The organism is Carnobacterium mobile DSM 4848 (genome assembly GCF_000744825.1).
In the GTDB taxonomy this organism is placed as follows: domain Bacteria; phylum Bacillota; class Bacilli; order Lactobacillales; family Carnobacteriaceae; genus Carnobacterium_A; species Carnobacterium_A mobile.
The window spans coordinates 1,274,971-1,297,630 of sequence record NZ_JQMR01000001.1 but is presented as its reverse complement, the minus strand read 5'-3'; the positions used below and the strand labels follow the sequence as shown (position 1 = coordinate 1,297,630).

Sequence of the window (22,660 nt, the reverse complement as noted above, 5' to 3'; positions counted from 1 at the left end):
TGGTATGTTTTATTAAGCTTCAAAACGTTTCCGTTTTGAAGAGGCGGGAATCGAAAGTGCTTCACGGTACTTGGCTACTGTCCTGCGAGAAATTTCAAGACCGTCTGTTGTAAGAATATCAACAATTTTTTGGTCAGATAAAGGTTTTTGTTTATCTTCTGCTTCTATTAATTGAGCGAGTTGTTGTTTAACTTGTTCGGAAGAAACACTCGTTGACGCTTCCGCCAGCGAAGATTCTCCTTTTTTAAAAGATAAGGCATTCGTAAAGAAATGCTTTAATTCAAAAATGCCGAAAGAAGTTTCTAAATATTTTCCATTGACTGATCGGCTGACTGTTGATTCGTGAATGTCCAGTTCCGTGGCGATTTCTTTTAAAGTCAACGGCTGTACAGGGTGTTCCGGCAGAATGAAAAAATCTCTTTGCTTTTCTACAATTGCCGTTCCTACTCTTAAAATGGTGTCTCCGCGTTGGATAAGACTGCGTTTGAGCCACTCGTACTCAGCACGCTTTTCTTTTATAAATGTTGTAACATCTTTATCTTTTACTTGGAGCATATCTTCATAGTAGTCTTTTTGGAACGAAATAACGGGCAACCCTGATTTAACAGAAATAACATTCAGTTTTTCAGACTGTATTTCAATAAACAAATCAGGTTTGAGAAACTGTTCGATTTCTCCATTAAACAGAGCACCGGGATAAGGAGTTAGGTTTTGGACAAAATCTGAAATAAGTTGTAATTCATTTAATGAGATATCTATCTTCCGAGTGATTTCTTTCCATTTTCGATTAGCAAACAAATCAAATTCTTCTTCTAGAATGAGATAAGCCATATTTGGTGCAGTTTCATCTCGTTCTGTTTGAAGCATCAGACATTCTTGCAGGTTTCTGGCCCCTACACCTGCTGGTTCTAATTGTTGGAGCAGAGTCAGAGCATCTAAAAGCTGGATAGGTTCTGCATGGGTTATGCGTGCAGCATCTTCTAATGAAACGGTTAAATAGCCATTAGTGTCAAGATACTCACTAAGCCATAAGACTAGCTCTCGTAAATAAGTATCGCGCATGGTCAAATGAATTTGTTCAGATACATATTCAAATAAAGATAAATAAGTATCAGGAATTTGATTCATATAATTTGTTTCCTCATCATCTCGATTATAAATCCTTGTTTTGGCGACAGGAGAAGATAAAGACTTTACCGTTGACTGTTCTGACGGCACAGTGACTTCAATTAAAGGGTTTCCCAAAGCTTTTTGATTTAAAAAAGATACTAAATCTTCTTGATTGTACTGTAGCATTTGAATAGATTGTTGGAGTTGTTGTGTCATAGCCATCTTTTGAACTTGATTTTGTTGGGGTGTGAAATTTTGTTCGAATTTCATGTGACGATCTCCTTATATAAACTATTTATATGTATTTATCATACCACAAAGGTACACGTTAATCTTTTGCTCTACTAAAAAGTCTTGTTTTTTTATTCGTTATCGGCTAAACTATAGTAGTTGATGAATTTGTACAGTCTCCTTAGTGTAATGGATATCACGTAAGATTCCGGTTCTTGAGATGGGGGTTCGATTCCCTCAGGAGACATCTCCAAGGTGGTTTATCGTCGGCTTAATAAAGTTTTCGAAAGTTCGCCGCAAGATTATCGCAAAATAATTAAATACCCGGAACATAGTTTCCCGATGACTTTACTTTAAAAGAAAAAACTTTCAACTTTTTCTTTTTATTTCTATGGCTAAAGTACTTTTGTGAAATAGGATATTGAACGATTAGAGGCGAATTCTAATCGCTTTTTTTATTGGTTCTACAACATTTGATGTTGGTCAGCAAAAAAATGATTTAGATATACATCTCAACCATATTCCGGAGGAAATTTTATTACCAACGCTAAAAAATAAAGAACCTTTTTATTTAAAAAAAGCAGTCAATTTATTTGACCTTTGTTGACCAAAAGAGTAAAATACAATTTAGTAAGACTATATAAAGTTTGTGTTACAATAAAAAGAACACCACTTTAAGGAGGAAAACAATTTATGAACTTAGTACCTACAGTAATCGAACAATCGCCAAGAGGCGAACGTGCTTATGATATTTATTCACGTTTATTAAAAGATCGCATTATTATGTTGAGTGGTCAAATTGATGACAATGTAGCCAACTCTGTTATTGCTCAATTGTTATTCTTAGATGCTCAAGATTCTGAGAAAGATATTTTTGTTTACGTTAATTCACCAGGCGGAAGTGTCACAGCTGGTTTAGCTATTTATGATACAATGAACTTTATTAAAGCAGATGTTCAAACCATTGCAATGGGAATGGCAGCTTCAATGGGAAGTTTCTTATTGACAGCAGGAACAAAAGGAAAACGATTTGCTTTACCAAACGCTGAAATTATGATTCATCAACCGTTAGGCGGAGCACAAGGACAAGCAACTGAAATTGAAATTGCTGCACGTCACATCTTAAAAACGCGTGAACGTCTAAATAAAATTTTAGCAGAACGTACAGGACAACCGATTGAAGTAATTGAACGAGACACAGACCGTGATAACTTCATGAGTGCAGAAGATGCGAAAGCTTACGGTTTGATTGACGAAATCATGGAAAACAATTCTGAATTAAAACAATAAGAAGAGACTGCCTAACCAGGAACAGTTAATTTAAAAAACGCAGAAAGTCCCACCAAAAAACATTTGGTAGCTTTCTGCGTTTTTTTGCTATTTGATAAGAAACAGCTAAAATAGATTCTATTATTTTTAGTGTTGGTAAGAAGAATGAGTCTATTCCACAACTTGAAATTTTCGGAGGAATAGCGGCTCCTTGCAGCCATGTAAAGGATTCAATGCGAATTACGAAGCGGTTAGGCTTCGTTTGAGGCTTGAAAGGCTGGAGACAAGTAAGGCTCCAGTCGTTCCCATGGCTCTTGCAAGCAGACGCGTAAATTCCGGAGGAAATTTCATTATTAAGCATGACCAACACAATTCGATAAAGAACCCTAAAACAGAATGGTAGTACTTATAAAAGATCGATTTTCAAGAAAGTGGAATCGAAAAAATAACAATTAACAGAAAATGCCTGTATACTATTAAGTATTAAAAGATAAAGGAGATTCTTAAGTATGGATATTAGTAAAATCAAAGCAAACGAAGTTGATACAACTTATGGATTTAAAATCGGCAATCCAGAAGCACCTGTAAAAATAATAGAGTTTATAAACTTGCGCTGTCCTTACTGCAAACAATGGTATGAGGAATCGAAAGAGTTGTTAGCAGAATATGTTGCAGCAGGCAAAGTTCAACGAATCATTAAGCACTTTGATAAAGAAAAACCAAGTCTAGCAAAAGGAAATGTAGTTCATCATTATTTAGATTATACGCATCCTGAAAAAGCTTTAGAAGAAATGGATTACTTTTTTGAAAAGCAAGATGAGTGGGGCGATTTAGGAGGAGCAGCTGACGTCGAAGCTTACGTTGAAGAAAAACGAGGTCTATCTTTAAATCCAAACGAAAAAGAAATCAATGGCATCATAGAAGAAGCTGGCCGTGCTAATGTGGTATTTGTACCTACCATTTTTATTGGCGATGAAATTTTTGACGAACACATTACGACGAAGGAATTAAAAGATTTGATTGAAGCAGAATTAAAGTAAGAGCAATAAGAAGAAATAAAAACTGAACAAACAAGCAGTTAAAAAATCTATCTTTCGTTCTTAGCGGTTTTTTTGATAGAATAAGCAAGGAAAAAACAATAAAGAATACAAATAGCTGTAGAAAATTTATTGATTTCATATTGAACCTTTATAGTTGAAAGTTGTTAGGCGAAATGGTAAAATAAACAATGTAAGAGATGAACGCAGTCAGTTATTTTGTGCTGCTAGAGAGAACAAGTTTAAAGCATACAGTTAACTGAATGTCTTGTCTCACGTGATTCTCTTGTTTTTTTAGGTAAGAAGGGTCGCTAAACGACTCACCTGGTCGTAAAATGACCCGGTCAGGAAGAGGTTTCTCATGCAAGATGTATTGTCTATTATTGAAAAAGTAGCACCGGACATTATGGATACACTCAGAGGACGTTACCAGATTTTACGCAATATTTATTTAGTGGGCCCTGTAGGTCGGCGTGTATTAGCTGGTAAAATGAATATCACTGAGCGCGTACTGAGAACTGAAGTTGATGCTTTAAAAAAGCAAAACTTAGTCCAAACATCCAAGTTGGGTATGCAGCTAACCGCTAACGGAGAAATTGTATATCATGAACTGGATCAAATGATGGGACAACTACTTGGGATGCGCGCAAAAGAGAATCAATTAGCTACCTATTTTCAAATAGAACATTGTGTGATTGTCTCTGGGGATTCAGAAGAACAGGCTAAAGTCCAAGAAGAACTAAGCCGAGCGACGATGGATGCCTTAAAACTCTTACTGCCTGAAGGAAATAATATTGTGGCAGTTATGGGTGGAACAACAATGGCTGAAGTTGCCAATCATATGGATGAAAGTCTTTCTTATCATCGCGAGCTTGTATTCGTACCAGCAAGAGGTGGGCTAGGTGAAGCAGTTGACATCCAGGCTAATGCTGTCAGTGCTCAAATGGCTAAAAAAACGGGCGGGAAAAACCGTGTTCTTTATGTACCGGAACAAGTAAGTGAAGAAACATATAAACCACTTCTACAAGAACCAGAAATCAAAAAAACGCTGAAACTGGTTAAACAAGCTAATTGTGTATTGTACAGCATTGGAAATGCCTTACACATGGCAGAGCGCAGAGGGATGAGCCAAGAAGCTCTAGCTCTGATTAAAGAAAAAGCAGCAGTTGGAGAGGCTTTTGGAGAATTCTACAACCAAAAGGGAGAAGTCGTTTATAAAATCCCTCGTATTGGTATGCAATCACAAGATCTTGCGCAGATTTCTAGCGTGATCGCGATTGCCGGTGGGAAATCTAAAGCTGAGGCAATTGAAGCTTATATGAAAAGAGCACCCGCTCAGACGTGGTTGATTACAGATGAAGGTGCCGCTAATCAGATTTTAAGAGGGATAACCCTTTAAAATAAAATTTTTACGATTCCTAAAGGAGGAAATTTAGTTATGACAGTTAAAGTAGGTATTAATGGGTTTGGACGTATTGGACGTCTTGCTTTCCGCCGTATTCAAGAAGTAGAAGGTATTGAAGTAGTAGCAATCAATGACTTGACAGATGCAAATATGTTAGCTCATTTATTGAAATACGATACAACTCAAGGTCGTTTCAACGGTGAAGTAGAAGTTAAAGATGGTGCTTTTGCAGTTAACGGAAAAGACGTAAAAATCTTAAGCAACCGTAACCCTGAAGAACTTCCATGGGGAGAATTAGGCGTAGAAATCGTTTTAGAATGTACTGGTTTCTTCACAACTCAAGAAAAAGCTGAATTGCACTTGAAAGCTGGAGCTAAAAAAGTTGTTATCTCTGCACCAGCAACTGGTGACATGAAAACAATCGTTTACAACGTAAACCATGAAACTCTTGACGGATCTGAAACAGTTATTTCTGGCGCTTCATGTACAACTAACTGTTTAGCTCCTATGGCACAAGTCTTAAACGACAAATATGGTATCGTTCAAGGATTGATGACAACTATTCATGCTTACACAGGTGACCAAAACACATTAGATGCTCCACATCCAAAAGGCGACTTCCGTCGTGCTCGTGCTGCAGCAGCTAACATCGTTCCTAACACAACTGGTGCTGCTAAAGCAATCGGTGAAGTTATTCCTGAATTAAAAGGTAAATTAGACGGAGCAGCACAACGTGTTCCTGTACCAGCTGGTTCATTAACTGAATTAGTGACTGTTTTAGACAAAAAAGTAACTGTTGAAGAAGTTGACGCAGCTATGAAAGCAGCTTCAAACGAATCTTATGGTTACACTGAAGATGCAATCGTTTCTTCTGATATCTTAGGAATGACTTTTGGTTCATTATATGACGCAACTCAAACTAAAGTAATGACTGTTGGAGACAAACAATTAGTTAAAACTGTTGCTTGGTACGACAACGAAATGTCATACACTGCACAATTAGTACGTACTTTAGAATACTTTGCTAAATTAAGCCACTAATTTTAAAGAACAGTAGAACGTTTTGATAAGCGGGGGAGCAGCGCGCTTCCCTGCTTTTCTTTTTTGATTAGAAAATTGAAATTGAGGAGGATCTCTCAATGGTAAAAAAAGTAGTAACTGATTTAGAGTTGAAAGATAAAAAAGTTTTAGTCCGTGCCGACTTTAACGTTCCAATGAAAGACGGAAAAATTACAAACGACAACCGTATCCAAGCTGCATTACCGACTATTCAATATATTATGGAACAAGGCGGAAAAGTGATTCTTTTCTCTCACTTGGGTAAAGTGAAAACAGAAGAGGACAAAGCGGACAAAAGTTTGCGTCCGGTTGCTGAACGTCTAAGCGAATTGCTTGGCAAAGATGTTACTTTCGTTCCTGAAACGCGAGGAAAAGAATTAGAAGATGCTATCGCTGCTTTAAAAGATGGGGATGTATTGCTTTTCGAAAATACGCGTTTTGAAGATATTGATGGTAAAAAAGAAAGCAAAAACGACCCTGAGCTTGGCAAATACTGGGCTAGTTTAGGCGATGTATTTGTAAACGATGCTTTTGGTACGGCTCACCGTGCTCACGCTTCAAACGTAGGTATCGCTTCAAATATTGAATCTGCTGCCGGTTTCTTGATGGAGAAAGAAATCAAATTCATCGGCGGAGCAGTTGATGAACCAAAACGTCCATTTATAGCTATTTTAGGCGGAGCAAAAGTTAGCGATAAAATCGGCGTCATCGAAAATTTATTGGATAAAGCAGATAAAGTTTTGATCGGCGGCGGAATGACTTATACCTTCTATGCAGCTAAAGGAATCGACATTGGGAAATCATTAGTTGAAGAAGATAAAATCGAATTAGCTAAGAGCTTGATTGAAAAAGGCGGCGACAAATTGATTTTGCCAGTCGATTCAGTAACAGCTCCTGAATTTAGCAATGACGTCCCAAATGAAATCCATGAAGGTGCTGTACCAAGCGATCAAATGGGGCTTGATATTGGACCGAAAACAATTGAATTATTCGCCAACGAATTAAAAGGTGCTAAAACAGTTGTATGGAATGGTCCAATGGGCGTATTTGAAATGTCAAACTATGCTAAAGGTACGATTGGTGTTTGTGAAGCCATTGCTGGTTTAACAGATGCAACAACTATTATCGGCGGTGGAGATTCTGCAGCAGCAGCTATGGAATTAGGATTCGCAGATCAATTCACACACATTTCAACTGGTGGCGGCGCTTCTCTAGAATACCTAGAAGGCAAAGAATTACCAGGAGTAGCGTCAATTTCTGAAAAATAAGTTTATTTTGAGTCAATGAAAGGAAGTTATTCTTTATGCGTAAACCAATTATTGCAGGTAACTGGAAAATGAATAAAACAGCTTCAGAAGCATTAGCTTTTGTTGAAGCTGTCAAAGCAAATATCCCTTCACCAGATGTGGTGGATTCAGTTGTAGGAGCACCAACTTTATTCTTACAAGAATTAGTGAATGCAGCAAAAGGCACAGATTTAAAAATCGCAGCACAAAACAGCTACTTTGAAAATTCTGGAGCTTTCACTGGCGAAACGAGTCCAGCAGCTTTAAACGATATCGGAGTAGATTATGTGATTATCGGTCATTCTGAACGCCGTGAATATTTCCATGAAACAGATGAAGATATCAATAAAAAAGCTCATGCTATTTTCAACAATGGGATGACTCCAATCATTTGTTGTGGTGAAACGTTAGAACAACGCGAAGCTGGGCAAACAAATGAATGGGTAAGTGGACAAATCAAAGCTGCAATCGAAGGCTTATCTGAAGAACAAGTAGCTCAATCTGTTCTTGCTTATGAACCTATCTGGGCAATTGGCACAGGTAAATCTTCTACTTCTAAAGATGCAAATGATACATGTGCAGTGATCCGCGAAACGATCGCTAAAGAAGTATCTCAAAAAGCTGCTGACGCAGTTCGTATCCAATACGGCGGCAGTGTAAAACCAGAAAACATTGCAGAATATATGGCTGAATCAGATATTGATGGAGCTTTAGTCGGCGGTGCAAGTTTAGAAACAGAATCTTTCTTAGCATTATTGGGGGCTATTAAATAATGAGTAAATCACCAGTAGCCATCATTATTCTTGATGGACTTGGATGGCGTAACGAAGTAATGGGCAATGCGGTAGCACAAGCAAAAAAACCTAATTTCGATCGTTATATGGCAACATATCCTCACAGTCAATTGAAAGCTTCCGGCTTGGATGTTGGACTTCCAGCAGGCCAAATGGGAAATTCTGAGGTTGGACATACCAATATTGGTGCTGGACGTATTGTTTATCAAAGTTTGACCCGAATCGATAAAGCAATTGAAGAAGGCGAATTTCAAACAAACCCTGTTTTAAGCAGTGCAATGAATCAAGCGGTTGAAAAACAATCAGCTTTGCATTTGTTCGGACTTCTATCAGACGGTGGAGTTCACAGCCATATCAAACACTTGATTTCTTTGATTAAAACAGCCAAAGAAAAAGGTGTAGGCAAGGTGTACGTTCATGCTTTTCTTGATGGACGCGATGTAGCACCTAATTCAGGTATTGGTTATGTTGAACAATTAGAAAAAGCCATGAAAGAAATTGGAGCAGGTGAAATTGCGACAGTTTCTGGACGTTTTTATGCAATGGATCGCGACAAACGTTGGGAACGTGTTGAAAAAGCGTACAATGCAATCGCTCATGGCGAAGGTGTTAAAGCACATAGTGCCATGGAAGCTGTTGAAACCAGCTACGCTTCAGAAAAATTTGACGAATTCGTGATTCCGACAGTAATTGAAAAAGACGGCAAACCGGTAGCAACAATTGAAGACAATGATTCTATTATCTTCTTTAACTTCCGCCCTGACCGTGCTATTCAATTATCGAATGCCTTTACAGACGACGAGTGGGAACACTTCGATCGCGGTGTAAGAGCTGAAAATGTTAAATTTGTGACAATGACACTTTACAACCCAAGCATTAAAGCAGAAGTTGCTTTTGAACCAATCGCATTAAAAAATGTCATTGGAGAAGTTCTTTCTAATGAAGGTTTATCACAATTACGAATTGCAGAAACTGAAAAGTATCCGCATGTCACTTTCTTTATGAACGGTGGACGTAATGAAGAGTTTCCAGGAGAAAATCGTATTTTGATTCCTTCTCCAAAAGTAGAAACATATGATTTAAAACCTGAAATGAGTGCTTATGAAGTAACGGATGCATTAGTAGCTGATATTGAAGCAGACAAATCCGATGCGATCATTTTAAACTTTGCTAACCCTGACATGGTTGGCCACTCAGGTATGTTAGAACCAACGATCAAAGCAATCGAAGCAGTAGACGAAAACTTAGGACGTGTAGTAGATGCGATTATTGCCAAAGATGGCTATGCTATCATCTTTGCTGACCACGGTAATGCAGATACAATGATCACTCCAGAAGGAAAACCGCATACTGCTCATACAACTGTTCCGGTTCCAGTAATCGTAACGAAAAAAGGTGTTACGTTACGTGAAGATGGACGTTTGGCAGATATTGCACCAACGATGTTGGACTTGTTAAACATTAAAAAACCAGCAGAAATGACTGGAGAAAGCCTTATCCAAAAATAAAGGAAGCGAAGTGCTTTCGCCCAGCTCAGACAGAAAATTAGAAAAATTCCCGCAAAAGGCTAAAAGCCTTGAGGATAATTTCATCTTTTTTCCGAATGTCTAGCGTTCGCAGCTTAACTATAAGGTTACGAAAAACACTGAACAAGCTTGAATAATGGTAATGGATTCTATCTATTTAACCTCAATTCTTTCATTTTCGTCTAACTTATTTGCGCAGATAAGTGTGTATAATTTTGATCATTCACGGTAGGCTTCATTGAAAAAGAATGGGAATAAGCTGCAGCTTACTCATCTATTATCTTTAATGGAGTTGAATGAAAGAACTTATATGAAGATGGGGAACAAATGTGAAATAGTGGAAATACATTGCATCTTAAGCGGAATTTAACTAAAATGAAACCATGGATAATATATCCTAGGTAAAAATTATTGAAACTCAAAGGAGAGAAATAAAAATGCCATTTATTACAGATATTTTAGCACGTGAAGTATTAGACTCACGCGGCAACCCAACAATCGAAGTAGAAGTTTACACAGAAAGCGGCGCATTTGGACGCGGTATGGTTCCTTCAGGTGCTTCAACAGGAGAACACGAAGCAGTTGAACTACGTGATGGCGACAAATCTCGTTACGGCGGAAAAGGTGTTTTGAAAGCTGTAGATAACGTAAACAACATTATCTCAGAAGCTATTCTTGGTTTCGATGTACGTGACCAAATGGCAATCGATAGAACAATGATTGAATTAGACGGAACTCCTAACAAAGGAAAATTAGGAGCAAATGCTATTTTAGGTGTTTCTATTGCTGTTGCACGTGCAGCTGCTGACTATTTAGATCTTCCTTTATACCAATATTTAGGCGGGTTCAATGCTAAAGTATTGCCAACTCCAATGATGAACATTATCAATGGCGGTTCGCATGCTGATAACAGTATCGACTTCCAAGAATTTATGATTATGCCAGTAGGAGCTCCATCATTTAAAGAAGCTCTACGTATGGGTGCTGAAGTATTCCATGCATTAGCAGGAATCTTAAAATCTAAAGGATTAGCTACTTCAGTTGGTGACGAAGGTGGATTCGCTCCTAACCTAGGATCAAACGAAGAAGGTTTTGAAGTTATTATCGAAGCAATCGAAAAAGCTGGTTACAAACCTGGTGAAGACGTTCTTCTTGCAATGGATGCTGCTTCTTCAGAATTCTACAATAAAGAAAAAGGCGTTTACGACTTAGCTGACTCAGGCGAAGGCGAAAAAACTGCTGAAGAAATGATCAAATTCTATGAAGAATTGGTTGAAAAATACCCAATTATCTCTATCGAAGATGGCTTAGATGAAAACGACTGGGAAGGTACGAAGAAATTAACTGAAGTTTTAGGTTCTAAAGTTCAATTAGTAGGTGATGACTTATTTGTTACCAACACTAAACAATTATCTAAAGCAATTGATATGGGAGTTGCAAACTCAATCCTTATCAAAGTTAACCAAATTGGTACATTAACTGAAACATTTGATGCGATTGAAATGGCTAAAAAAGCTGGTTATACAGCAGTAGTTTCTCACCGTTCTGGTGAAACAGAAGATTCAACAATTTCTGACATCTCTGTTGCAACAAATGCTGGACAAATCAAAACAGGTTCTCTTTCACGTACAGACCGTATTGCGAAATACAACCAATTGTTACGTATTGAAGACCAATTAGGCGACCTAGCTGTTTACGATGGCCTAAAATCTTTCTACAACTTAAAAAAATAAAGTAACCTTTTGATACAGTAAAATAAAAAAGACCTTTGCTGCTCGGACCCATTACGAGTAGCAAAGGCTTTTTTGTTTAAAAAAGATACACTATATTCAAAAAATAGTAGTGTATCAATGTAAAAATGTGGTAGAATGAAAGCGATATCGAAAGAAGGTGGGATCAAGTGAAACGTAAAGATCTTATTTATCAATATGTGAAGAAAAATACAGAACAATTAACGGCTGAAGAACTAGATTTTGGCAGTGGATTAACAACGATAGAGATTTCTAAGGATTTAGATATCGTTCGGAGTAATGTCAGCAAAGAATTAAACGAATTAGTTCGCGAAGAAAAAATCGTTAAACTAAAAGGACGACCTGTTCGATATGTAGATGCTAGCTGTTTAAAATGGAAGCCGCTTTCTAAAAAAGTGAGTTCTTATAAAGAACATACTTTAATTAAGAAAAATGAAGAACCGTCAAAGAAAGCACAGGCAAATAAACAAGGCAAAGATTTATTTGATTATATGATCGGATCGAATGGCAGTTTGAAAAATCAAATGGAACAAGCGAAAGCCGCTATTTTCTATCCTCCTAAAGGGTTGAACAGTTTGATTATCGGGCCTACTGGTTCAGGGAAAACTTTTTTTGCAAATGCGATGTACCAATATTCTCAAGCAAAAGAAGTGATCGATCAAAACAAATCAATGATTGTTTTTAACTGTGCCGATTATTCTCAAAACCCCCAACTGTTGATGTCTCATTTATTTGGTCATGCGAAAGGTTCTTTTACAGGTGCTTTAGAAGACAAAGACGGCCTGTTGCTTAAAGCAGATAATAATATGTTGTTTCTAGATGAAATCCATCGTTTGCCGCGAGAAGGTCAAGAAATGCTATTTTACTTTATGGATAACGGAACTTTCCAGCGGATGGGAGATGCGGAAGAACGTTTAACTGCCAATGTGCGGATAATTTGTGCTACGACTGAAGATCCCGATTCCGCACTTTTAAAAACATTTGTACGGCGGATACCGATCACTATCCAATTGCCTGCTTTTAATGATCGCCCGGCAAAAGAACGTGTTCAATTATTAAAACTGCTTTTGTCCATAGAAGCAAAACGAATCGATAAACGCATCGTAGTGGATGAAAATGTCGTTAAGGCGCTATTAGGCAGCGTAACTTATGGAAACGTAGGTCAGTTGAAATCAAATATTCAATTAGCCTGTGCCAAAGGTTTTTTAAATAGCATGGATAATTATAGTGAAGTAACGATTACTATGGAAGATTTAACACCTGCTTTACAAGATGGGTTGATAAGTTTGGCTAAACGCCGAAATGAACTAAACGAGATTTCTAATTATTTGGAACCCAAACTTGTTTTGCATCCTGATGATTCTGTATATATTTTGGAGAAAGACACCTATGAATTGCCATTTAACCTATATGAAATTATTGGAGACAAAGCAACCTTATTAAAAGCAGAAGGCGTCGACGCAAAAAACATTGAAAATTTTATTACTACGGATATTAATTTGCATTTAAAGTCATTCTATAAAACAAACAAATTAAACTTTGATAATGAACAAGGTTTAAAAGATATCGTCGATCAAGAAATCATTACATTGACCAAAGAGATTTGGAAAATGGCAGAGGAATATTTAAAGTATCAATTTAAAGATAACTTTCTATATGCTATGAGTTTGCATTTGAGTTCTTTTATTAAACGTTCTAGAGAAGGAACTGTTCAGACCAAAACAAATAAAGAACTAGAAAAATTGATTTCTAATTATCAAAAAGAATATGCAGTAGCTTTGATGATCAAAAAGCACATTAAAGAAAAATACCAAATAATCGTTCCAGAAGTAGAGTGTTGGTATTTGACGATGTTATTAGTTTCTCTGAAAGAACAAAATTTGGTCGGGCGAGTAGGGATAGTCGTAGCCGCTCATGGGCGAAGTACTGCAACCAGTATGGTACAAGTTGTAGCTAAACTGCTGAATGTTCAAAATATCGCTGCCGTAGATATGCCGTTAGAGATGAACCCGCATCGTGCTTATGATTTGATTCATGATGCTGTTCAAACGGTTAATGAAGGCAATGGTGTGCTGCTGTTAGTAGATATGGGATCCTTAACTTCTTTTGGTACTAAATTAATGCGAGAGACGGACATTCCGATCAAGACGATTGATATGGTGACGACACCAGTTGTGTTGGAAGCAGCACGGAAAACTTCACTGATGGACAGTCCGCTAAATGAAATCTATGATTCATTGAAAAGTTTCAGAGGATACAGTAACTTTTTAGATTATTCGCATCCTTCACAAGCAGAGGGTTTCAATAAAGAAATGAATCAGCCAAAAGCCATCATTACCATTTGTTCAACTGGAGAAGGTACAGCCGTCAGAATTAAACAGCGTGTTGAGGAACTGCTTACTGAGTTTATTGATGAAGAAATCGAGGTCTTTTCTATTTCTTTAATAGATATGGAAACAACGATCAAGAAAATCTCAGAAGACCATCAAATTTTAGCGACTGCCGGAGTAAGCAATCCAAATATAGCAGCACCGCATTTAACACTAGAAGAATTATTTCAATCTTCTGGCAAAGAGCGAATCAAACAAGTCGTCTTAGAAAGCCAAAGTAAAGAATCTGACTTTGTTCGATCTATTGACACAAAAGAACTATGTGAAGAATATTTAGGAACGTATTTTACTTTCTTAAATCCTCATAAATTGATTGATATTTTATGGGAATACAGTCAAGTCATTGAGACTGAACTAGAAGAGACCTTTAGTAATAGCTTGAAAATCGGCTTAGTGATGCATGTAGCAGGCGTACTAGAGCGTGTGCTGTTAAATGACACCCTTTCTTCTGAAACAGAAAGTATTGAAAAAACGAATCCGTATTACGTCGCAGTTCTTAAAGCGAATGCCTTGATCAAGGCAAAATTAAATTTATTAATTCCGGATTCAGAAATAGTGTATATCTTAAAAATTTTTGAGACACAAACAGATGATCAACTAAATACGGATCATTTTACAGACGAGCTGAATCAGTAAAGAATATCAAAGAGCACAATCTCTCCAGACGATTAAAAAATTGTTTTGGAGAGGTTGTTTTCTCTAGTAGTAAACTGGCAGATCAGAGCGTACCTTTTCGATTAGTTATTGGTAAAAGAACAGGATTATCAGCATCTTTTGTTAATGGTAATCCTTCGCACTTCATTAAGAATCTCAAAAAGCCTGTTGAAACTAGAAGAAGAGCATGAGGAGGAACATTTGTTATGACAATGGATATCCGTTTAGTACGAATTGATGACCGTTTGATTCATGGTCAAGTAGCAACGGTTTGGACAAAAGTATCAAAAGCAAACCGGATTTTAGTAGTAAGTGACGAGGTGGCGAAGGATACGTTAAGAAAGACGCTGCTTAAACAAGCAGCGCCTCCTGGTGTAGCTACGAATGTCATCACAATTGATAAAATGATCGACATTTACCAAGACCCTAAGTTTGATGTTTTTAAAGCCATGTTGTTGTTCACGAATCCGCGCGATGTGAAAAGAGTAGTGGAAGAAGGAGTCATATTCAAGTCAGTTAATATTGGCGGAATGAGTTTTTCTGAAGGAAAAAAGATGGTTACTAATGCGGTTGCTGTAAACGCAGCAGATGTTGAATATTTTAAATACTTAAACGACCGTGGTATCGAATTGGAAATCCGTAAAGTGGCAGCGGATAGTAAAATTCGTATGATAGATCTTTTGAAAAAAGAAAACATGCTGTAAATAAGTAAATATAGAATAAAACAGGTTCTATTATTTTTAGTGTTAGTAAGAAAAATGAATTTATTACACAATCTTGAAATTTTCGGAGGAATAGCGGCTGCTTGCAGCCATGTAAAGGATTCTTAAAAACGAAGCACTGTGGGCATGCGCCCAAGTGTAGCATGTCTGTAAAACTGCTGAAGCAGCAACAGCCATGACAAGGCTTGAAAGGCTCCAGTCGTTCCCATGGCTCTTGTAAGTAGACGCGTAAATTTCGGAGGAAATTTCATTATTTAAGCAGTATCAACACGATTAACAAAAAACCATAAAACAAAGAAAGTTTTTCTTTTTAGAGAAAAGCTTTTTTTATTCTGTGTAAAAGGGAAAAATCTTAAAAATCTCTTCCCTAATTAAAAATTATTGCTATAATAAGACAAACATCTTTGATTAAAAAAAGAAAAGAAAAAGATAATAAGAAGATGAGTAGGAAATAGGAGGATAAGAGTGTGAAACCAATCTATAATTTTTCAGCTGGACCAGCTGTTTTGCCAAAGCCTGTTCTAAAAAGAGCCCAAGAAGAATTGCTTTCTTATCAAGGAAGTGGAATGTCAGTCATGGAGATGAGCCATCGCTCTGCCTTATTTCAATCCATTATCGAAGAAGCTGAGGCCCTATTACGGGAACTGATGGGAATCCCTTCTAATTACCAAGTCCTTTTCTTGCAAGGAGGAGCTAGTCTGCAATTTAGCATGGTTCCTTTGAATTTAGGAAAACATAAAGCAGCTTATGTCGATTCAGGAAGTTGGTCAAAAAAAGCCATTTCTGAGGCACGAAAAATCAAGCAGTTGGAAGTAGAGGTAGTGGCCAGTTCAGAAGAACAAGGCTTTAAGCAAGTCCCAGAAGTTCCTTTCATTGCACAAGATTTCGATTACCTCCATATTACAACCAATAATACAATTGAAGGCACAACTTTTTTTACCGCTCCTGATACAGGGAAAGTGCCGCTAATTGCTGATATGTCCTCTAATATCTTATCAAGCTGTTATCAGGTCTCTGACTTTGGTTTGATTTATGCGGGAGCTCAAAAAAATATTGGACCGGCAGGATTAACGATCGTCATCATTCGTGAAGACTTGATCGGCTTGAAGGAACCCATCTCATCCATGCTTGATTATAAGGTCCAGGCAGATCACCATTCTTTGTACAATACACCGCCAACTTTTAGTATTTATATTGCAAAACTGGTATTTGAATGGTTGAAAAATTTAGGAGGAGTAGCGGAAATAGAAAAAATAAACCGCGAAAAAGCAGCACTGCTATACGAAGCTATTGATACTTCTGAGTTATATACTTCATCGGTAGAAAGAAAGTCGCGTTCACTAACCAATATTCCTTTTACGACAAATAATACTCAATTAGATAAACGCTTTGTCCAAGAAGCAGAAGCTGCCGGTTTAGTTAATTTAAAAGGGCATCGTTCAGTCGGAGGAATGCGGGCAAGTTTATATAATGCTTTTCCGCTAGAAGGAGTGAAAGCTTTAATTTCCTTTATGGAACAATTTGAAAAGAATGCAAAAGGAGCGCATTAAGATGTGGACTATTAATACATATAATAAAATCGCCGAAGAAGGACTCAATAAATTCGAACCGGAACAGTATAGTTTGAATGAAACCGATGACCCAGATGCGCTTTTATTAAGAAGTCAAGATTTACAATCTATGAAGTTTACCAAGAACTTAAAAGCTGTTGCTAGAGCTGGAGCTGGAACCAATAATATTCCTGTTGCAGCTTGTTCTGAAAAAGGTATTGTTGTTTTCAATACTCCAGGGGCTAATGCTAACGCTGTTAAGGAACTTGTTTTAGCTAGCATGATTTTAGCCGCTCGTCCTATTCTTGATGGCGTAAAGTGGGTCAATACACTAAAAGGCCCAGATATAAGCCAACAAGTAGAAAATGAAAAGAAACGATTTATTGGTACTGAAATAGCAGGAAAGCAATTAGGCGTAATTGGCTTAGGTGCTATCGGAGCAATGGTTGCCAACGATGCTTATCGTTTGGGACTTGATGTAGTCGGATATGACCCTTATGTTTCAGTAGATACAGCTTGGACGATTTCAAGACGGGTGAAACGTGTTCACTCTATTGAAGAAGTTTTAGCAGATTCAGATTACGTGACGGTACACGTTCCATTAATAAAAGAAACCAAAAACTTATTTGATACACAAACCATCAGTTTGATGAAAGAAGGAGCTATTTTATTAAACTTTTCACGGGGAGAATTAGTTGAAAGTGAAGCGGTGATCCAAGCCTTACGAAAAGGCCGCTTAAAGCAGTATTTCACTGATTTTGCAGAAGAAGCATTAGTGCATGAAGAAAAAGCGGTGGTTTTTCCTCATTTAGGAGCATCAACCTCTGAAGCTGAAATCAACTGTGCAAAAATAGCAGCCGATACAGTGAAATATTTTTTAGAAACAGGAAATATTATTCATTCAGTTAATTTTCCAACAGTCGAAATAGCTTTTACGGCGCCTATTCGTTTGGCGATCGTGAATCGAAATGTCACCAATATGATCGGGCAAATGTCGATGGAATTAGCTAAAGACGCTATCAACATTCTCAATATCATCAATCGTGGACGCGGAGACTACGCTTATACATTAATTGACATCGAAGAACTTCCGGATGAACAATTAGAGGTGGTTGTTCAACGCATTAAAAAAGTTACCGATATTTTAAGCGTAAGAGTCATACGAAATCAAACTAATAATACAAAGGAGGATCAGTATGGTTCAAATTAAACCCTTTAAAGCCATTCGTCCTAATGAGGCGGCAGCGAAAGAAGTTGCCTCTCTTCCTTATGATGTGTTGAATTCAAAGGAAGCACGTGAAATGGCCAGCACTAACCTAAAATCTTTTTTGCATATTGATAAAGCTGAGATCGATCTTGCCGAGGACCAGCCGCCTTATGCAAAAGAAGTCTACCAAAAAGCTGCAGATAATTTAAAAAACTTTATAGAAAAGCAATGGTTCCAACAAGATACAACTGAAAATTTTTATATCTATCAGTTGATCATGAATGGACGGCCGCAGACCGGGTTAGTGGTTTGTACTGCAGTTGAAGATTACCTAGATAAGAAAATAAAAAAACATGAATTTACCCGAGCAGAAAAAGAATTAGATCGGATCAATCATGTGGATACAACAGATGCAAATACAAGCCCCATTTTCTTGACGTATCGTGAAAACAAAACGATTGATGAAGTAGTAAACGACTGGGTGGCGCATTATGAACCGGTATATGATTTTTCAAGTTTCCATGATGTTAGACACCGTGTCTGGGTAGTAGACCGAGAAGAAACGATTGAAAAACTAGTCGCACTTTTTGCTCAAAAAGTGAAATGTTTGTATATTGCAGATGGACATCATCGGACGGAGTCAGCTGTCAAAGTAGCGCTAAAACGTAGAGCACAATTTCCGAATGCTCCTGTTGAAACAGAATTTAATTTCTTTTTATCCGTTTTATTTCCAGAAAATCAATTATCGATCATCGATTACAATCGAGTAGTAAATGTTCCGATTGAACCTGATTACTTTGAGAGATTAGCTGAAGCATTTACAGTTCATAACAAAGGTGTGGTTCCTTATAAGCCAAAAACCGCAAAAACAATGGGGATGTATGTAGCAGGCCAATGGTATGAATTAAAAGTAAAGCCAGATATTCAAACAAATGACCCTGTCAAAGGATTGGATGTTGCTATTTTACAAGACCACATTCTGACACCCATTTTTGACATTCAAGATATTCGAACAGATAAACGAATTGATTTTGTCGGAGGAATCAGAGGGCTGAAAGAATTGGCAGATGCGGTAGACAGCGGGGAATTCAGTGTGGCGTTTGCTATGTACCCGCCTACTATGGAAGACCTGTTAGCAGTAGCAGACAGTGGAGAAGTCATGCCGCCAAAATCTACTTGGTTTGAGCCGAAACTGCTTAGCGGTTTATTTATCCACCCGTTGGAAACAGATAAACAGACAGCAGAAAAGGAAAAATAAAAAAAGAACTCTGCTAGTATTTTAGTGCTAATTGTGGTAAAGTTAATTGCAGAAGAAAAGTTAGACGGGAGGGCAATAAAATTGTACAATACATTTTTAATTGCTGAACTTATTATATCAGTTTTGCTGATTATTGTAGTTGTGATGCAACCTACTAAAACGAATAATGCAGCTAGTGCGTTTACTGGCGGAGCTGAACAATTATTTGGAAAACAAAAAGCTCGTGGGTTTGAAGCTGTCTTACAACGGGTAACCGTCGTATTAGGAATTGCTTTTTTCGCAGTAGCGTTAATATTAGCGTATTTATCAGCAAATTAATCAAATATATAAACAGCCGGCTTTTCAAGCTTTTCGTTCCTAATGCGGACGAATTAAATAAAGTTGGAATAAAATCTGTTTAAGCAGCGTGAGTAGAAATGCTCACGCTGCTTTTTTTTTTTTTGAGTTTAAAATTGTTCAGCAAGTGATACTTAATAGTTGGCATGAAGGTAAGCAACCGTTGTCTTTAAAATAGAATGCGCTGTGAATCTATTTAAAGAAGACAGAGTTAAACTGAAACAGTTTAGAAAAGAGTCCATTTTAAAAAGTTGAATGAAAAGAACTTAAAAAGCTTGCTAAAAAAAGACTGTTTAGCTATACTTTAAATAGGGTTTAGGCATGCCTTAAACATGAGCGTATATATAGATAAAGAATTAAATGAAAGAAAGGAAGTTGTACTATGATTGACGTGAAAAATCTCACGGTTACCTATCAAGATGAACCAGCTCTTTCAGATGTGTCTCTCACTATCAGAGAACAAGCTATTACTGGAGTCATTGGGCCGAATGGAGCTGGAAAATCAACTTTATTAAAAGGCATGATGGGTTTAGTAAAAACAGAAAGGGGAGTAACTACAGTTGATAATCAACCTTTAAACAACGTAAGAAAAGAAGTCGCTTATGTTGAACAACGCAATACAGTTGATCTAACATTTCCGATCAAAGTAGAAGAAGCTGTTTTATTAGGAACTTTCCCTAAACTAGGTCTTTTTCATCGTCCAAAAGAACGAGAAAAACAAAAAGTCATAGAAAGTTTAAAAAAAGTTAAAATGGAAGAATTTAGAAATCGGCAAATCGGTGAACTCTCCGGTGGACAACTGCAACGGGTCTTTATTGCTCGTGCACTAGCTCAAGAAGCTGATATTATCTTTTTAGACGAACCTTTTGTGGGAATCGACATGAATAGTGAAAAAGTGATCATCGATTTGCTCAAACAGCTTCGAGATGAAGGGAAAACCATTTTGGTTGTTCACCATGATTTAAGCAAAGTAACGACTTATTTTGATGACTTAGTTATCTTGAATCAATCCCTCATTAGTTATGGTCCGATTGCTGAATCGTTTACGACTAGTAATATAAAAGCAGCTTATGGCGATTCAATGGGTGATTTGATGATTAAGGGGGTTAATGACTAATGATTGCACACTTTATAGATGGTCTAACTAAATACCAGTTTTTACAAAATGCTTTATTTACTTCTATCATTATCGGAATCGTATCCGGAGTTATCGGTTGTTTCATCATTTTAAGAGGAATGTCTTTAATGGGAGATGCTATTTCACATGCAGTTCTTCCAGGTGTAGCCGTATCTTATATTGTAGGAGTAAACTACTTTATTGGAGCAACTGTTTTTGGTGTATTTGCAGCATTGCTTATTGGTCTAGTCACACAACATAGTAAGTTGAAAAGCGATACAGCTATTGGGATCGTTTTTAGTTCATTTTTTGCTGCCGGAATCATTGCTATTTCTTTTGCAAAAAGCTCGACTGATTTATACCATATTTTATTCGGAAACGTATTGGCCGTTACACAAACCGATATGATCATTACTGTTGTCGTTGCTATTTTAGTTATTTTATTTGTTGTTCTTTTTTATAAAGAATTGCTCGTCAGTTCTTTTGACCCCGTCATGTCGCAAGCTTACGGTTTAAAAGTACAGCTCATCCATTATGTTTTGATGCTGCTGCTTACATTAGTAGCTGTTGCAGCTTTACAAACTGTTGGAACGATTTTAGTTGTGGCCATGTTGATCACTCCTGCAGCTACCGCTTATCTACTGTCAAATAAGTTATCTACCATGATTCTGATAGCTTCTACAATTGGTATCATCAGTTCTGTGATCGGATTGTTCTTAAGTTATTCATATAACTTAGCATCTGGTGCTGCGATCGTATTAACGACTACTGTTTTCTTTTTAATTGCCTTTTTATTTTCACCAAAACAACAACTATTGATAAAGAGAAGGAAGGATAAAAAATGAAAAAAATAAACTTACTCCTGGCTTTAATAGCTGTCACCTTTTTGGGGGCAGCTTGCGGCAATAGCTCATCTGACTCGTCAGCTCCTGCTGATGAGAATACTAAATTACAAGTTGTTGCAACGAATTCTATTTTAGCAGATATGATCAAAAATGTTGCAGGCGATAATGTTGATTTGCACAGCATTGTACCAGTTGGAACAGACCCGCATGAATATGAACCTCTTCCAGCCGATATTGAGAAAGGTACGGAAGCGGATGTCGTTTTTTATAACGGACTGAACCTTGAAACTGGCGGAAATGGCTGGTTTACTAAATTAATGAAAACTGCTGGAAAAGAAGACGGAAAAGATTATTTTGCTGCCAGTAAAGGCGTTGAACCAATGTATTTGTCATCAAAAGGACAAGAAACAGAACAAGATCCTCATGCTTGGTTAGACATCAGCAATGGCATTCAGTACGTTGAAAACATCACTAACGTCTTATCAGAAAAAGACCCTGACAATAAAGAAGTTTATGAAGCTAATGCAAAAGAGTATACAGATAAATTGGCTCAACTAGATGCAGAAGCAAAAGAAAAATTTAAAGATATTCCTGAAGACCAAAAATTGCTCGTAACCAGTGAAGGAGCTTTTAAATATTTTTCGGCAGCTTATGGAGTAACAGCAGCTTACATTTGGGAAATCAATACTGAAAACCAAGGAACTCCTGACCAAATGAGTGCAATTATTGATCAAGTCAGAAGCAGTGACGTTCCTGCTTTGTTTGTTGAAACAAGTGTCGATAAAAGAAGTATGAACAGTGTTTCAAAAGAAACCGGAGTTCCAATTTATTCTACTATTTTTACTGACTCTATCGCAAAAGAAGGCGAAGATGGCGACAGCTATTACGGTATGATGGAATGGAATTTAACAAAAATACATGAAGGATTATCTGGAAAAACAGAGTAAACATACAACTACCTGTTTAACTGATATTCCTAAAAAAATGAAAGTTAGCAGTGTAAACCATAATGGCGGGTTTACACTGCTAACTTTTGCTTATTAGTCAATGCATCATTTATGTGTCTGTTTACAACTTTTAAAAGTTCCCATTCAATAAAAAAGCGTTTTGTAG

General features: G+C 37.2%; 18 protein-coding genes and 1 tRNA gene. 18 read left to right on the top strand and 1 reads right to left on the bottom strand.

All coding sequences use genetic code 11. The features are described from left to right. Positions 1-12: 12 nt before the first annotated feature. Positions 13-1,380, bottom strand: a complete 1,368-nt coding sequence (rpoN, locus tag BR87_RS06070) for an RNA polymerase factor sigma-54 (protein ID WP_035029900.1) — start codon at positions 1,378-1,380, stop codon at positions 13-15. A gap of 136 nt (positions 1,381-1,516) precedes the next feature. Here rpoN and BR87_RS06065 point away from each other — a divergent pair. The 18 genes from BR87_RS06065 (at position 1,517) to efaA (ending at position 22,494) form a co-directional block, all read left to right on the top strand. Beyond that, positions 1,517-1,588, top strand: a tRNA-Arg gene (locus BR87_RS06065). Positions 1,589-2,034: 446 nt separating this feature from the next. Next, complete coding sequence (gene clpP / locus BR87_RS06060) at positions 2,035-2,631, top strand: ATP-dependent Clp endopeptidase proteolytic subunit ClpP (protein ID WP_035029897.1); 597 nt, start codon at positions 2,035-2,037, stop codon at positions 2,629-2,631. A gap of 488 nt (positions 2,632-3,119) precedes the next feature. Beyond that, complete coding sequence (locus tag BR87_RS06050; RefSeq protein ID WP_035029892.1) at positions 3,120-3,650, top strand: DsbA family protein; 531 nt, start codon at positions 3,120-3,122, stop codon at positions 3,648-3,650. 358 nt (positions 3,651-4,008) lie between these two features. Further along, the gene (locus BR87_RS06045; RefSeq protein ID WP_035029889.1) at positions 4,009-5,046 is read left to right on the top strand and encodes a sugar-binding transcriptional regulator; all 1,038 of its coding nucleotides are present in this window, start codon (positions 4,009-4,011) and stop codon (positions 5,044-5,046) included. Between the two features lie 39 nt (positions 5,047-5,085). Then, the gene (gene gap / locus BR87_RS06040) at positions 5,086-6,093 is read left to right on the top strand and encodes a type I glyceraldehyde-3-phosphate dehydrogenase (RefSeq protein ID WP_035029886.1); all 1,008 of its coding nucleotides are present in this window, start codon (positions 5,086-5,088) and stop codon (positions 6,091-6,093) included. 98 nt (positions 6,094-6,191) lie between these two features. Beyond that, a complete protein-coding gene (locus tag BR87_RS06035) occupies positions 6,192-7,379 on the top strand; it encodes a phosphoglycerate kinase (protein ID WP_035029883.1) in 1,188 nt (395 codons plus the stop codon). 35 nt (positions 7,380-7,414) lie between these two features. Beyond that, a complete protein-coding gene (tpiA, locus tag BR87_RS06030; protein WP_035029880.1) occupies positions 7,415-8,170 on the top strand; it encodes a triose-phosphate isomerase in 756 nt (251 codons plus the stop codon). After that, the gene (gene gpmI / locus BR87_RS06025) at positions 8,170-9,699 is read left to right on the top strand and encodes a 2,3-bisphosphoglycerate-independent phosphoglycerate mutase (protein WP_035029877.1); all 1,530 of its coding nucleotides are present in this window, start codon (positions 8,170-8,172) and stop codon (positions 9,697-9,699) included. Before tpiA ends, gpmI begins: the two co-directional genes overlap by 1 nt. A 455-nt stretch (positions 9,700-10,154) precedes the next feature. After that, positions 10,155-11,450 (top strand): phosphopyruvate hydratase, encoded by a 1,296-nt coding sequence (eno, locus tag BR87_RS06020; protein ID WP_035029873.1) that lies wholly within the window; start codon positions 10,155-10,157, stop codon positions 11,448-11,450. 167 nt (positions 11,451-11,617) lie between these two features. Continuing rightward, positions 11,618-14,494 (top strand): sigma-54-dependent transcriptional regulator, encoded by a 2,877-nt coding sequence (locus BR87_RS06015; RefSeq protein ID WP_035029871.1) that lies wholly within the window; start codon positions 11,618-11,620, stop codon positions 14,492-14,494. Positions 14,495-14,718: 224 nt separating this feature from the next. Then, entirely contained in the window at positions 14,719-15,216 is a 498-nt protein-coding gene (locus BR87_RS06010) for a mannose/fructose/sorbose PTS transporter subunit IIB (protein ID WP_035029868.1), read from the top strand. 485 nt (positions 15,217-15,701) lie between these two features. Then, a complete protein-coding gene (gene serC / locus BR87_RS06005) occupies positions 15,702-16,784 on the top strand; it encodes a 3-phosphoserine/phosphohydroxythreonine transaminase (protein ID WP_035029865.1) in 1,083 nt (360 codons plus the stop codon). Position 16,785: 1 nt separating this feature from the next. Next, on the top strand, positions 16,786-17,994 hold the full coding sequence (locus BR87_RS06000) for a 3-phosphoglycerate dehydrogenase family protein (RefSeq protein ID WP_035029863.1): 1,209 nt from the start codon (positions 16,786-16,788) through the stop codon (positions 17,992-17,994). Next, on the top strand, positions 17,981-19,249 hold the full coding sequence (locus tag BR87_RS05995; protein ID WP_035029860.1) for a DUF1015 domain-containing protein: 1,269 nt from the start codon (positions 17,981-17,983) through the stop codon (positions 19,247-19,249). The genes BR87_RS06000 and BR87_RS05995 overlap by 14 nt, the downstream gene beginning before the upstream one ends. Positions 19,250-19,330: 81 nt before the next feature. Then, entirely contained in the window at positions 19,331-19,567 is a 237-nt protein-coding gene (secG, locus tag BR87_RS05990) for a preprotein translocase subunit SecG (RefSeq protein WP_035029857.1), read from the top strand. 400 nt (positions 19,568-19,967) lie between these two features. After that, complete coding sequence (locus BR87_RS05985; protein ID WP_035029854.1) at positions 19,968-20,702, top strand: metal ABC transporter ATP-binding protein; 735 nt, start codon at positions 19,968-19,970, stop codon at positions 20,700-20,702. Then, positions 20,702-21,547 (top strand): metal ABC transporter permease, encoded by an 846-nt coding sequence (locus tag BR87_RS05980; RefSeq protein WP_035029851.1) that lies wholly within the window; start codon positions 20,702-20,704, stop codon positions 21,545-21,547. Before BR87_RS05985 ends, BR87_RS05980 begins: the two co-directional genes overlap by 1 nt. Then, entirely contained in the window at positions 21,544-22,494 is a 951-nt protein-coding gene (efaA, locus tag BR87_RS05975; protein WP_035029848.1) for an Mn/Fe ABC transporter substrate-binding lipoprotein EfaA, read from the top strand. Before BR87_RS05980 ends, efaA begins: the two co-directional genes overlap by 4 nt. The last annotated feature ends 166 nt before the right edge of the window (positions 22,495-22,660 follow it).